Source organism: Bacillus arachidis, from assembly GCF_030285945.1.
GTDB classification, from domain to species: Bacteria; Bacillota; Bacilli; order Bacillales; family Bacillaceae_G; genus Bacillus_A; species Bacillus_A arachidis.
This window is the reverse complement of the sequence record NZ_CP127376.1, coordinates 1,231,706-1,246,476: the sequence shown is the minus strand read 5'-3', so window position 1 is coordinate 1,246,476 and position 14,771 is coordinate 1,231,706. Positions and strand designations below refer to the sequence as shown.

The window sequence follows — 14,771 nt, the reverse complement described above, 5'->3', positions numbered from 1 at the left end:
CACAAAATTAAAGCCTACTGCATATGATACATCTAGCGCATGCCTAATATGGTTTCCGCACATAAAGTAAAACAAAATACTTACATGCTTTACCATTGTAATTAATTACGTATATGAAGTTGCACATACCAATAGCGCACCCATTAGATTGCAAGGCAAATGATTAAAATGAGGAGAATTTGTAAGATTGAAAGTTATTAACAATACTTTAGAGAACTTATAACTCTTTATTAGCATTTGTTCAAAGTATATAAAATCAGATGTTGTTGAACGAATAAAACCTTTTGAACAAAATAGGGGGGAAAATAGTGGCTAAAAACAAATTAAAAACAACAAAGCACATAAAATCGCAAAAGAAAATATGTCTTTGCATGATTGTAAAAAATGAATCAAAAATTATAGAAAGATGTTTAAATCCGACTAAATCTATCATTGATTTTGTTTCTATTTGTGATACGGGTTCGACTGATGGAACACCTGAAATTATTGAAAATTGGTGCAGGGAAAATAACATACCTGGCACTGTACACCATGAACCTTTTAAAAATTTTGGATATAATCGAAGTTTAGCTGTATCTTTGGCCCAAAAAACTTATCCAGAGGCAGATTATTTGTTGTTGCTCGATGCTGATATGGTTTTAGAAGTTACACCTCATTTTGATAAGTGTAGCTTAGATAAGGATCATTATTTGACTATGCAATATGATAGTCACATTAAATATTGGCTTTCTCGTATTCTTAAAACATCTTTACCATGGCGATCCGTTGGAGTTACACATGAATATTGGGATTTAGATCGTTCTAAATTAAAGGCTGATCAACTAACTTACTTTGATACAGTTGAAAAACTCGATAGTCTAATTATCAATGATCAAGGAGATGGTGGGAGTAAGAGTGATAAATTTGAACGAGATAAACGGTTGCTATTAGAAGGAATTCACGATGAAGCAACCCCGCCCGATTTAAAAATCAGATACATGTTTTACTTAGCACAAACATTATCCACTCTCAATGAACTAGATGAAGCAATCAAATGGTATAAAAAAAGAGTTGAAGCGGGCGGATGGGCGGAAGAAGTATTTTATGCCCTCTTACGAATTGGACTCTGTTATGAACGTTTGGCAAATACGGCTGCTTTCCAACGCGCTCAATTAATCGAAGTGTCAGAACAAAATAACTCAAAAGTTGATCAATCCGAAATAGATACCTTCATCCATCAGGAAGAACAATTTTTTGCTCTTGCTACTACTTATCTTCAGAATGCTTGGGAGTACAGACCCTGTAGAGCAGAACCTTTATCCCACCTTGCGAGAATGTATCGACTGAAAGCAAAAAATAACATAAGTTTGATGTATGCATTACAAGGAAAAGAAATTCCTTTCCCAAAAGAAGATATTCTTTTTGTAGATTACCACGTCTACGACTATCTGTTTGACTATGAAATTTCCATATGTGCGTACTATATCGAAAACAAACGTCACTTAGGTCGTGCTGCTCAGAAACGTCTTCAATCTAAAATCAAACACTTACCACCACATATAGCAAGCGTTGTTGAAAGTAATTCTAAGTTTTATTAATACCATGACTGTTAATAACGTTGGTGAAATAGTTCTTCTGTAATTTTAGTGAAGGAATACAGGGTATCATAATATCCCTAATCAACATTATTTCAAGAATATATTATGTAGTTTGATAGCGTACGCCTATATATGCATCATTTGATAATCTTTAGTCGATTAACATGACCTTTAACAAGTCTATTACTCCTAGAATAAGATAAGACATGTTGCACAACCTCTATATCTGCTCGGATATATTTGATACATTGTTTTATTTCAGATATGTCATTCTTCTTTACTTGTATCAACCATTTTTCAAAGCTATTTTGTTCTTTGCAGGAAGGAATTCGCTTGAGCATAGATAAACTGGTAGTTTATGCCTAGAAACCGTTATTATTCTTCGTCTTTTCGATTCCTTTCCTGCTTTCACGTAATTCCTTAGCACTAACATTACTTATAAAAGTTCCCAAACAACAGGATGTTAGGAATTAGCACTATGTTGTTTATCTTTTTTCCTGCTTCAAAGGGGTTTTGAGTTGTAAATATTTATTCAATGTTTTCCACTCAATTGTGTCATTGTTTAATAATAATATTTGTGTTCCTTTCGCTATCTTCATATCTTGATTACATCCTGCAGCAAACCCTTTATTTTGCTTATTACATATTAAGTTGATATCTGAAGGTTTTTTAAATACTCTAAAATTTCATCTTTCGAACTCTTGTCAACGATGATTAACTCGTATGGCTGATCAGTAAATGTATAAATACTATCTATACATGTTTTAGTTTTTTGAAAATTGTTTAAAGTTAATGATACTTATTAATGACATATATATACACCCTTGTTAAAGAATTATTAATTAGAGTTTATTTTGAGAAATATTTAATAGATTATTTGCCTTTTCCAAGATTTCATTCCGGTTATTCAACAGTTGTTTTAAAAGTTGCAAAATACTAGTACTATTTACGGATTCTAAAATCCATCCTCCATTATACCTTCTAACTCGTTCAGCTGGTGCCCCTATATCAAAAGTTATAACAGGATATCCTGAAAACATAGCTTCAGCTGTTGTATAAGAAAAAGTTTCAGGACAGATAGAAGACGTTATGGTAAGAGCTATCTTATGACTTGCAAGAAGATCCGAGATTTTAGTATTATCGTAGGGCCCTGTTACAATAAATTTTCCATCTGCACTTCTAAAACTCCGATGTCTATTTGTTGAACCAATGACTTTTATATAAATAGGCAGGTTTTCTCTTTCAATAGCATCTTTCAACTCATACAAAATATGAAATCCTTTAATATAATGCATATTTCCCATAAACGCTACATTAAGCTCTTTTCCATTTACAAATTGAGAATTGAAGGTATAGCGAACAGTACTAGATAGAGAATGCTCCTTAACATCTATATGAACAAGTGGAAAATGTTTCTGTATCATTTCTTTTGTACTATTACTTGGAGCAATTACCTTTTTGGCCCCTTGTAAAAAAGATAAAAAATTCTCTCTCCAATTCTTAATGTTTATAGCATTAATTTTATCCAAACAATTTTGACATATAAATTCATCCGTTTCATTATTACAATATACCCCATCACTATTTATTAGATGTATTAGAGGGCATACACAATAAAAATCATGTATAAAATAAATATATTCTATACCCGAATCCTGAATAAGATTCATTAATACTGATATAGGAAAATTAATCAAGTGATTAATATAAATCAAATCTATACCCAATAAAATTAACACCCTCTGAAAATGTTCACTGTTAAAATCATTTAGTTTAAAAGTGTACGATTCATTATTTAAATTTTCGATACGAAGAGTATTAGAATTCAACCATAATTTATAAATTTCATACTTATGTTTATTTTTTTCTATATATAGGTTTTGATAGTGTTCTGTTCCCCCACCTATAGGATTCATAACAAATAAAATCCCTCTTCTCGGCATATCGTTCAATTTATGATTACTAATTACTAAACCCTCAGAAGAGTCACGATTAAATTCCCAATAACCAACTAAACCCGTCTCTTTATTCTTTAGCCCTTGAGTCAGCATTTCCTTAATTTGTTTTGCTGACTTTGGATAATCCCATATTCTAATATATTTTAGCTGTCCAATAAAAAAACCATAGGGATCAAGTCCGCCAAAAACTCCTGATGCTAGGACATTAGCTTTTGTACTAGGTAATCCTCTTTTTATAAATTCTCCATTTATATAAAGAGTAGGAGTCCGATTTTCATATACTACTGTTACATGTGTCCAGCCAGAAATAAAGCTTTGGAAAACTAGAGTTGCAGGTAGATGATTGACCGAATGCTCATAAACGGATATTCCATTTATCCCTACAGATACCCCTACTCCTGCTGTATTTTCATCCCCACCATATTCTGCACTGATTAAATATCTTTGCCTAGATGTGCCTGAGCAACCTTTTTGAGACTCTATATCTACTTTATGAAGAGCTTGTGGTTTTACCAAAAACTCATACGTAAAGGAATTTTTAACAGAATGAAAGCACTTTTGGACACAGAATTTCTCATTTCCGGTAAAAGTAAAGAACTGAGAATCATCCATGTTGATAGTCCCCTTTCTTAATCGAGAGTTTCATCTTGCTCTATTCTAAGATTAAGGTATTCTATACTTAACGCCAAGAACTTATCTGAATACTGTAGATTATTCTCTATACAATTTTCATTAATGATAAACAAAGGTTTTGTAAAGCTGAAAGGTGATTTTCAAGATTTAAAGGACGCCATCCTCCTGTAACTACTTTCTATTCGAGTAAATATTGTAGTAAGGATATATTTCGAGTGCTTCTTTTAAAATTATGAAGTGCTAGTTGAATATCTTGAGACGAGAAATTTCCTTTTAGAATTAGCATACTTTTTGTTATTTCTTTCTCTTGTACATGCTATGTGAAGAACATCTCAAATTCAGCTTCACTACAAAAAAACTGATTACATCGTCCATATGCTCTTTCCCGTTAATGACAATAATATCTGTAATACCGCATTCCCGAAGCTTATATACAGAGTGATAAATCATAGGAGAGTAACGGACGAAAAACAAATGTTTATTTATGATTTTTATAATCGAGTATAACCGAGACCCAGTTCCACTGGCAAGGATAATTCCTTTCATTTTATTGCTTCTCCTTCAAAGCTGTGTATTCATGCTGCTATTTTCTATTACCTTTAACGTTACACAAATGATGAATTCAATTCTGTAAACTTTATACATATCCTATATATGTATATAATACCTCTCTATATTCCCTTTTTATCTAAATCCTTACATAAGATATTGCCTTAGCGTATGTGTTTACTACATGAGCATCCATTATTTCTATCGTTTTACTTCCTATTTATACACAAATCCTGATTCTTTTTTTACAAATCGTAGATACCTTATCCCGCTGTATAAGACACTCTTATAAAATACGATAATTACTTATAGAAAATTACGAACAAAAAAGAACTTACCGCATACTATAGAGATAGATTGAAAGATGCAAACATAAAGCATATATATGTTAAATAGTATTACTATATATTAGCTTCTCGCATAAACAATCTACCCAAAGGAAGTGATAAGTTGAGTGTTACATTATCTATATCTATCCTTCCCCCATCCGTTCCAGAGCGAAAAAGTTACTTACAGCGAATAATTGATGAATTAGATAAACAATCACAAAGTAAGCCTGTGGAAATCTTAGTGATGTTAAAAAAAGGAAGATGCAAATTTCTACTATAGAAAACCTAACCATTTAATGTGTTATGCAAAGAAAATTGCCGTTCAACATAAATTTTTAAATATTAGCTTTGGAGAAGACGATGAATAGGGAGCTAGAGTTTCAAAAGATATTGTAAATCAAATAAGAATTCCTTCTATTTTATACTATTATGATTTTTCTCATAAACCAGCAGAATAGTATACATGAAAATACAAATCTCCAATAACCTCTTAAATATTTCATTAAAAAACGTTATAAAGGGGCGATTAAATCATGCCTTCAGGCACAATAAATATTCAAAAAAATGGGATTAACTTCAGTGTAATTTCTAATCAAAACACGAGATGGATATGGGATGAAATGCACCGAAATAATTGGGAAGAACAGACATTCAAGATATTTGACAGATTCTTACACCCCGAACATCCCTATATTGATATAGGAGCCTGGATTGGACCAACAGTATTATATGGGGCTCATAAAGCTAAACACGTTTATGGCCTTGAACCTGATCCCGTTGCTTTTAATGAACTTATTACAAACCTGAACTTAAATCCTGATATTTCCTCAAAAATAACTTGTATCAATGCGGCAATAGCTGAGAAATCGGGTAATACCAATTTATATATGAGATCTAGATTTGGTGACTCTTCCTCAAGTCTTATTCCAACAATTTCAGATCATTATTGTCAGGTTAGAGCTTTGACTATATATGATTTAATTACTGAAAATAATATTGAAAATGTTAATTTCATAAAAATGGATATTGAGGGTGGAGAGTATTCTTTAATCCCCTTTTTACATGAATTTTTAAAATTGCAAAAACCAACTTTATATTTATCTTTACATCCAGTATTTTTAAATGATCATGTCAACTTTATACCAAATAAAAGTAATGACCCCCAAAACCAGATCAATATTCAAACTAAGAATTTACTAGATAATCTACAATGTTACAAATATATATATGACGTTTTTGGTAACCTTGTAAATAAAGATGTAATTTTACGTATTACAAATACTGGAGAATTTATTTTCACCGATGAGTGTTGGTGAAAATAAATTCTATTTCCTTATTTAACCAGTTATATTGAACCTTATCCAGCTATAAAAAAGAATGTCATTTTAGTATTATCGTAGGGTTCTATTATAATAAAGTGAAACTTTAATCAGCGGGGGGGCTTTTTCTCCCACTAATTATCAGCCCTCACCAATCGAACTTTTACGGGCAGTTGATCCCCCACCTAACTTCTTTGCTTTTGCTGAATTTTTTGGTGAGGGTCTTACTGCCCGTTAATGTAGGAAAAATATAGCCTACGCCAGAATCCTGAATAAGATTCATTAATAATGGTATAGGAAATTGAATCAAGTGATTGATATAGATTAACTCAATATCCTGTATACTCAATATATTTCGAAATTGTTCAATCGTACGATTGATTAAATTCATTATTTAAATTTCCGATACGAAAAGTGCTAGAATTCAACCATAATTTATAAATTTCATACTTATGTTTATTTTTCTATATATAAGTTTTGATAGTCTCCTTTCTTAATGTAGAGCTCCATCTTCCTCTATTTTAAGATCAAGATATTCTATACTTAACAGGGAGGTATACTATCTATTTCCCACAACGCCAATGACTTATCTGAATATTGCAGATTGTTCTCAGTACAATTTTCATTAATAATGAACAAAGGTTTTGTAAAGTTAAAAGGTTGCCTTTCAAAGTTTAAAGGGCGCCATTCTCCTGTAACTATATCTTTATTGCTTTCTATTCGAGTAAATGTTGTAGTAAGAAGATATTTTGAACCGCTTCTTTTAAAATTATGAAGTGCTAGTTGAATATCCTGAAACGAGAGATGTACAAGGCAATCTCGACAAAGAATTAGATCTACCTTAGCAAGAGGGTCCCGGGTAATATCCGAATAGAGGAATTTTCTTCTTGGGTTAGCATACATTTTATTATTTTTTTCGATTAAATCCGGAACAATATCAACCCCTGTGTAGTCTACATTTAAATTAATATGTGTCATCCAGTTAAAATCCCCACATGGTGCATCTAACATAGTTTTAATTTTAAAATTATGAATTAAAATAGGAATTTGCGTTACAATGGTTTCAGTCTGTTCAACATCTGATCCAGGTCCAGATACAGATTGTTTTCCTCCCCATAAATTATTTTGATAAATACGCTTGAAAATTTCTTTCATAACCGAACCTCCTTCTTCTATTTTAGAATATGGGATTATCAACATTTTCATAAAGACGCTTTATCAACTTTTACAGGATAATTACAAATATTTCTGAATAAATATTGGAACAGTACTTCTAGTAAAATAGTGTTTCGCTCTGTTATCTACTTAATAATTATATGTGACGTAAGGAAGTGAAAATTTCAGAATAAAGAACCTTATTATATATCACTATGAGCCAAATAAATTTCGAGTTATGTACATAGAAATTTATTGTCTTAGTTATTCATTCCCCCTCCCATCTTATTACTCTTTTTTATTGTGAATAAACCTGTTTCATTTCTAAAAATCTGTTGGCTGAGCTATTATATATTTCTACCCGCAAAACCTAATATGCTCTTCACCCTAAACCTTATCTCTACCCATTTTACTTTTCAATTGCGGTATATATACCACTTATAGTCATATGGTACTAACCGAACCATGTACAATTTGTATATGAGAGGGCGCAATTCATTTCATGTCTATTTCTATAGTTAGTACACAAAAAAGCAGCTAGCTGTCTCCAGCCGGCTGCTCGATTTTCAAATATATGAAAATGTATTACCCCAAAATATGATACCCAGAATCCACATGAATGTTCTCACCAGTAACTCCAGTTGCTAGATCACTGAATAAGAATAACGCTGTGTTTCCAACTTCTTCTTGTGTTACGTTACGACGAAGTGGTGCGCGTTCTTCAATTTGTTTTAAGATGCTGTTAAAGTCGCCAACACCTTTAGCTGATAGCGTACGGATTGGACCTGCTGATACAGAATTTACGCGAATGTTGTGCTGTCCTAGATCGTTTGCTAAGTATCTTACACTTGCGTCAAGTGATGCTTTTGCAACGCCCATTACGTTGTAGTTTGATACAACGCGCTCTCCGCCAAGGTATGTTAATGTTACGATGCTGCCGCCTTCTGTCATTAATGGCTTCGCAGCTCTTGCAACTGCTGTTAATGAGAATGAGCTAATGTTTTGTGCAAGTAAGAAACCATCGCGAGATGTATCAACGAATTCACCTTTTAAGTCATCACGGTTTGCGAATGCGATGCAGTGTGCTAATCCATGAACAACTCCAACTTCTTCTTTAATTGATTGGAAGCAACGTACAATATCTTCATCGTTTGTTACGTCACATGGTAAAACAAGTGATTTTTGTCCTTCTAATGATTCTGCTAGATCGCGTACGTTCTTTTCTAGACGCTCACCTGCATATGTGAAAATTAAGTTTGCTCCTGCTTCGTGTAGTGAACGAGCAATTCCCCAAGCGATGCTTCGTTGGTTCGCAACTCCCATTACGATAATGTTTTTTCCTTTTAAGTTGAGAAGATTCATTTATTTATCCCCCTAAATTTATTAAATAACATCAGTTATTAGTACCTGGTAATATGTTTATATCATATCACAAATTCAAAATAAGGCAAAACAAAATTATTAGTATGACTGGTTCTTTACTTCTCTTTTGCTCTTTCACTTTCCTGCAATGATATAATTTCAATCTTTCTTATGTTACATGTACTTGCTATATAGATTGCGGATATGAAAGATAAAAGGGGAACCGCACTCATTTTCTTCCTTTATCTTAAACATGGCATGGGGCTAAAATAGACACTGACCGCTTCTACCCACGGACGGAGCCTCTCTTCCATCTAAAAAAGAAAGGTTTTATCTCTATTTATATTTATATAATCTAACATCTCACAATCAAAATCAAAACAACATATTTGCAAACCACTCAAAATCCGCTAATATGGTAATAGCGTCTTTTTTTCATTTCACAAAGAGTAATAGAAAGGACTACGTACGGTGAAAGACAAGAATTCCCAATATCGAATAGATTACATATTGATCCTGATTGTACTCGCAATTGCAATTGTTAGTTGTTTTGCCATTGCAAGTGCTCAACCATCTTTACCACCAGCCTTACAAAAAGTAAACTTTGTAGCAAAACAAATTCAATGGTATGTCATTGGGTCCATCGCAGTTGTTGCAATTATGGTTATTGATTTTGACCGATATAAGCAAATTGCTTGGTATTTGTATGGATTTGCGATGATTTTACTTATTGGACTTGAATTAAAAATCCCTGGAGCTGTAACAATTAAAGGTGCTACTGCTTGGTACAGTGTGCCAGGTCTTGGTAACTTCCAGCCTTCCGAGATTATGAAATTATTTTTAATCATTGTTATTGGCCGCATTATCGTCAATCATAATGAAAAATATCCGTTTCGCTCTCCACGCGAGGATTTAATTTTACTCGGGAAAATATTCGGCGCAAGTTTACCGCCGCTACTTTTAATTGCGAAAGAACCTGATTTAGGAAATACAATGGTTATTTCAGCAATGATTGCAGCAATGATTTTAGTTTCAGGTGTACGCTGGCGCTTTATTTTCGGGTTAGCTGGGATCGTAGTAGCAGCTGCTTCTACGCTAACGTATATTTATTTTGAACATACAGCATTCTTTAAAGAACATATTTTAAAAGAATATCAATTAGATCGTTTCTACGGCTGGCTAGCACCTTATGAATACGAAACGCAAGGATATCAGTTGAGGCAATCTGTTTTAGCAACTGGATCAGGTGAATTGCATGGTAAGGGTTGGGAAAATGGTCAAGTATATTTCCCGGAACCGCATACCGATTTTATTTTTACAAACATTGCCGAGCAATTCGGCTTTTTAGGAGCAAGTGTTGTTATTTCACTTTTCTTCCTTCTTATTTATCGAATGATTCATATTGCTTTAGAAAGTAATGATCCATTCGGTAGCTATTTATGTGCAGGAACGATTGGAATGTTTACATTCCAGGTATTCCAAAATATTGGGATGACAATTGGACTGCTTCCGATTACAGGGATTACACTTCCTCTTATGAGTTATGGCGGTAGTTCCTTGCTGACATATATGATTGCGATTGGCTTCATACTGAACGTACGATCGCGAACGAAAACGTTTATGTTTGACTAACCATATCCACTTGGGTATGGTTTTTTCTATATCCACTTTAGGTATACTAAGAAAAACTCGAAATGGGGGTTACAATATGAAATACGACATTATCGGAGATATCCACGGCTGTTTAGAAGAGTTTCAAACGTTAACAAAGCAGCTCGGTTATAACTGGGATAGCGGTCTTCCTGTCCATCCAGAGAAGAGACAACTTGCTTTTGTCGGAGATATTACTGACCGTGGCCCGGCATCCCTTCGCATGATTGAAATTGTGTGGGAGCTTGTTATGAATAAAAAAGAAGCCTATTATGCTCCTGGGAATCATTGCAACAAACTGTATCGTTATTTTATTGGACGTAAAGTACAAGTATCACATGGTTTAGAAACAACTGTCGCTGAATATGAAGCATTACCTACTCGTGAGCAAAAAATAGTGCAGAAAAAGTTTATTGATTTATATGAACACTCTCCTCTCTACCATGTATTAGATAACGGTAAACTCATTGTCTGTCACGCTGGTATTCGCCAAGATTATATTGGAAGGACTGATAAGAAAGTCCAAACTTTCGTATTATACGGTGACATTACAGGAGAAAAACATCCCGATGGTTCACCTGTCCGCCGTGATTGGGCGAAGCATTATGAAGGGGAAGCGTGGATTGTATATGGACATACACCTGTCGCAGAACCCCGTTTTGTAAATCATACGGTAAATATTGATACAGGTGCTGTATTTGGCGGAAAATTAACAGGGCTGCGTTATCCAGAGATGGAAACTGTTTCAGTTCCTTCTTCGATGCCCTTTGTACCAGAAAAATTCCGTGCAATTACATAATAAAGTCTTGCCGCGTTTAAAGGATTTACCGTCTAAATGCAGAGTTCCAAAAAAAAGGAAAGGAAATAAAAAACAACTCCAAAATCAACTTTTATTGTAGATTTTGGAGTTACTTTACGTTTATTCTATGCTTGTTTCTAAAGTTAAATCTGTATAGGAATTATCCTCACCTATATTTAAGATTACTTCACATTGACGTAATCTCAATTCAAAGAGCGTTATAGAATCATGATAAACTTCAGGATTTGATTTCATTTTATGCAGTGTATCTTGTTTTTCTTTTATTTCTAAATGAGTGTTTTCTACAGCTTGTTTCAATGAGCCAAATGGATTTCTAAAGAATATATTAATATCCCGCTCTAGTGCGTTTTCAAACAGCTCAAATTGCAAGAAAAATTTGTTCATAATAGAAGCCGTTACATCTGTATAATCTTCATTTTCTAAATACTGTTTGTATTTGTTATATAGCATAGTTTTATTTTTAGGAAGAACTCCAAATAATTTACCGGCACTTTTCAGTAAAAATTGTGCTGGTGTAAATCGGCGTAAGATATTTACTTCTTCCATTTGTATTCTAGTTGTCATTCTATCAGTATCTCTGCGCCAGTCATCAAGCACTTTAAAGTCACATTCTAACTGTATTCGATTTTCTCCACATAAAGAATTAAGTCCTTCACTGATTTCTTCTAAGTACGATTGACTTTGAAGGAACTCGTTATTAGAAGTTTCAATCCAATTTTGCATAGAGCGAGCAAGATTAGGTAACACAGTTTGTTCTAGATATTTTTGAACTCTTTCGTTCATCGCTGTATTTAGTTCAATATCAATGTGCCCAAAATCGCTTTCTTCACTAATTAAATCAGAACAACTCTGCAATAGTTTCGGAATATGTTCTGTAAGATCATTCGTAATTTCGTTTTTCATTGTACGATATGATTCTGTAATTAAATGAATTTTTTCCTTCTCAAAAGCAGTAAGGTTATTAATACAACCATTTAGTTTAACTAACATATCTTCATTCCAATTAATAGAATCCACTAGATCATTTTCCATCTCGACGCGTTTATCCAAAAGATATGTAATTGTTTTTCGAATGAAAAATAATAGCTTTTCAGTACGTTCTGCATCGATGTTTTTATGGTTAAAGTTAAAATGAATAAACTCAGTTAAATCGTTTAGTTGTTGACTGTTTGTATATAACGAAGAGTAAGGGAAAACTCTCGCATACGGAAAATATGCGTTTATTCTCGCTTGCGTATCATGTATAACTCTATTCACTTCTACTTCACTATAAATGTTATCGATTTTATTTAATAAGAAATGAATTTGTAGATTTGGTATATGTTCTTGGATACTTAATAGAATGTCACGTTCTTTATCAGTAAAAGGTGAATCCGCATTCAATACGAATAATAATTCGTCTACGGAATTCAAATATTCGAATATCTCATCTCTAGTGTCGTTGTTCCTATTAAAGCTAGGTGCAACAACGAATGTAAGTTTATTTTTACCTAAAAATCTACATGGTAATTTAAATTCAACACATGCTCTATCTCTATATGTTTGGCGGTGCATGGACATCATGTTATAGAAATCCGAGAAATTCTCAGTTGTTGTAATTGCTGCATCTGTTATCGCGTTAATTTCTGTATGAGCGTCATTTTTAAAGACAACTACATTTGAGATTGAGTTTTCTAATATATTTTCTCCTAGTATAGAGTTAATAAATGAAGCTTTTCCATTTCCCGAAGTTCCAGTTACTAAAAGGCGATTTGTCCTTAAATCTGCAAGCTCACCAACTAACCATCTAAATCGATGACCCATTTCTAAATCATGTTTTTGTGCCCACTGTGTAATAGATTCAAAAAGATGTAAACTATGCTCTAAGCCATTCACATGATTAATAGAATATGACAGTAGGCTTTCCGCATGTTTTATATTTTCTGAATCTATTTTGGAAGGGAAACTCTCATTCCATGCCAATACTGCTGCAGATGGAAATACAGAATGAGACGGATTGGCTATCTTTAACCAATTTGTTAAAAAGTTAGGAATGATATCCTGTAATTGTCTTAGCATATATTGACCTTGAATTAATTCAAAGTACGTTTCTTCGTAAAGAGCAGAAATTTCGTCCCATCTATCGGACGAATGTATTTCAATATGTAATAAAAATTCATTTATTGTTTTAAGCCATAATAAGTAATTTTGTTCATTTTTATAGCTGTGCCAAAGTGATGAAACAATTTGCGTAAATTGTACTTGATCTACATTATTTAATGTATCTAATACTTGATAAAAATAGTCTGGTGAAAGATTTTTAGTAAATCCTTTATCGATATATTCTTTTAGAACCTCAAACCATGGAAAAGATTCTGTTCGAATTAACTCATTCACAGCAAGCTCTACTGCGCTGTCAAAATCCTGCTGTTCTTCATAAAAGGAACGTGCAATTGTTGTGACGTTTGGATAATCGGGATTTAAAGAAACCGCTTCTTTAATAACACCGAAGGCTGAATCAAGATTATTTTGCTCGATGTAAAGAGACAGTAATTGCAGTACAATTTCAGTCATAAGTATTTTGTTATCAGTAGTAATCGAGGTATAAACATTTTCAGCAACTGATAATTGGTCAAGTTCGAAATAAGCATCCGCAATATTTTTTTGTGCCCATGGCGCTAATTCATTACTGACTTTCTCCCATTTAAAAATAGCTGTTTCAAAATCTTGATGATGATAATAAAATTCACCCTGTGCAAAACGAATATAAGATCCATCGGAAATCTCATTTTTTTGTTCGTTTAAATATGCTTCTCCAAGTACTTGAAGAGGTGGATTTGTTTCATTCTCCATTAGGAATGTTTCATAATATGTCTTTTTTATTAATTGTTTTTCTAATCTCATTTTTTCCCCCACTACATCTTGAAAAAGTACATTCTTCTCCATATGTCAACACTTTTTTTATTTATGCTTTTTATTTTAACAAAGAATTTCTTTTGGAAAATTTCACTTTTCTTTCATTTTTTAAGTAAGATTGAATTTTAATGAGAAAAGTTTCAGTTTTTTTTCAAATTCCTTTCAGTTGTGAAACAACATTGGGTGTTCCTAATAACTTAATATGAATATAATATTCCATGTAGAGTTCGTTATAAAAACAATATATAGTGAATATGTATTCCACGAAGCACGTATTATTATTGGATAAAAAATTCGATCGTCCTGATCCAGATGGAGAACTAAAAGGGGTAATTCAAGCCATTTATAACGAACTTGAAGGGCTTTATGTTTATCGTCATATTCGTGATGAACTTACGAATCGCGGACACAAAGTAAATCATACATATCATAAAAGAATTAAGACAAAACGAAAGGGCATGAGCCCGGTACAATACCCAGGTCCATGCCCCAAAAGCTGCCTAATGAAATAACCTGTCTAACTT

General features: G+C 33.0%; 8 protein-coding genes and 3 pseudogenes. 5 read left to right on the top strand and 6 right to left on the bottom strand.

Annotation, left to right across the window (positions count from 1 at the left end; genetic code table 11):
* Nucleotides 1-371 precede the first annotated feature (371 nt).
* Nucleotides 372-1,577, top strand: a complete 1,206-nt coding sequence (locus QRY57_RS07765) for a glycosyltransferase family 2 protein (RefSeq protein WP_286017821.1) — start codon at nt 372-374, stop codon at nt 1,575-1,577.
* Nucleotides 1,578-2,223: 646 nt separating this feature from the next.
* On the opposite strand, the pseudogene QRY57_RS27100 reads toward QRY57_RS07765, so the two are convergent.
* The 3 genes and pseudogenes from QRY57_RS27100 to QRY57_RS07755 form a co-directional block, all read right to left on the bottom strand.
* Nucleotides 2,224-2,355: pseudogene (locus QRY57_RS27100) on the bottom strand (glycosyltransferase family 2 protein); the annotation flags it as partial.
* A gap of 64 nt (nt 2,356-2,419) precedes the next feature.
* Complete coding sequence (locus QRY57_RS07760; RefSeq protein WP_286017115.1) at nt 2,420-4,147, bottom strand: glycosyltransferase; 1,728 nt, start codon at nt 4,145-4,147, stop codon at nt 2,420-2,422.
* A 375-nt stretch (nt 4,148-4,522) separates the two neighbouring features.
* Nucleotides 4,523-4,714: pseudogene (locus QRY57_RS07755) on the bottom strand (sugar phosphate nucleotidyltransferase); the annotation flags it as partial.
* An 865-nt stretch (nt 4,715-5,579) separates the two neighbouring features.
* Between QRY57_RS07755 and QRY57_RS07750 the strand changes: the two are divergent.
* On the top strand, nt 5,580-6,362 hold the full coding sequence (locus tag QRY57_RS07750) for an FkbM family methyltransferase (protein WP_286017114.1): 783 nt from the start codon (nt 5,580-5,582) through the stop codon (nt 6,360-6,362).
* A gap of 546 nt (nt 6,363-6,908) precedes the next feature.
* Here QRY57_RS07750 and QRY57_RS07745 read toward each other — a convergent pair.
* Both QRY57_RS07745 and fabI read right to left on the bottom strand, forming a co-directional pair.
* The gene (locus QRY57_RS07745) at nt 6,909-7,520 is read right to left on the bottom strand and encodes a class I SAM-dependent methyltransferase (RefSeq protein WP_286017113.1); all 612 of its coding nucleotides are present in this window, start codon (nt 7,518-7,520) and stop codon (nt 6,909-6,911) included.
* A 585-nt stretch (nt 7,521-8,105) separates the two neighbouring features.
* On the bottom strand, nt 8,106-8,882 hold the full coding sequence (gene fabI, locus QRY57_RS07740; RefSeq protein ID WP_286017112.1) for an enoyl-ACP reductase FabI: 777 nt from the start codon (nt 8,880-8,882) through the stop codon (nt 8,106-8,108).
* A gap of 471 nt (nt 8,883-9,353) precedes the next feature.
* On the opposite strand from fabI, the gene QRY57_RS07735 reads away from it, so the two are divergent.
* Together QRY57_RS07735 and prpE are read left to right on the top strand one after the other, a co-directional pair.
* Nucleotides 9,354-10,514 carry an FtsW/RodA/SpoVE family cell cycle protein gene (locus QRY57_RS07735; RefSeq protein ID WP_098302790.1) on the top strand — a complete coding sequence of 387 codons (1,161 nt, stop codon included), beginning with the start codon at nt 9,354-9,356 and terminating at the stop codon, nt 10,512-10,514.
* A 76-nt stretch (nt 10,515-10,590) separates the two neighbouring features.
* A complete protein-coding gene (gene prpE, locus QRY57_RS07730; protein ID WP_286017111.1) occupies nt 10,591-11,331 on the top strand; it encodes a bis(5'-nucleosyl)-tetraphosphatase PrpE in 741 nt (246 codons plus the stop codon).
* Between the two features lie 120 nt (nt 11,332-11,451).
* Here prpE and QRY57_RS07725 read toward each other — a convergent pair whose 3' ends face one another.
* On the bottom strand, nt 11,452-14,235 hold the full coding sequence (locus QRY57_RS07725) for a dynamin family protein (protein WP_286017110.1): 2,784 nt from the start codon (nt 14,233-14,235) through the stop codon (nt 11,452-11,454).
* A gap of 270 nt (nt 14,236-14,505) precedes the next feature.
* Between QRY57_RS07725 and QRY57_RS07720 the strand changes: the two are divergent.
* Nucleotides 14,506-14,669: pseudogene (locus QRY57_RS07720) on the top strand (IS3 family transposase); the annotation flags it as partial.
* Between the last annotated feature and the right edge of the window lie 102 nt (nt 14,670-14,771).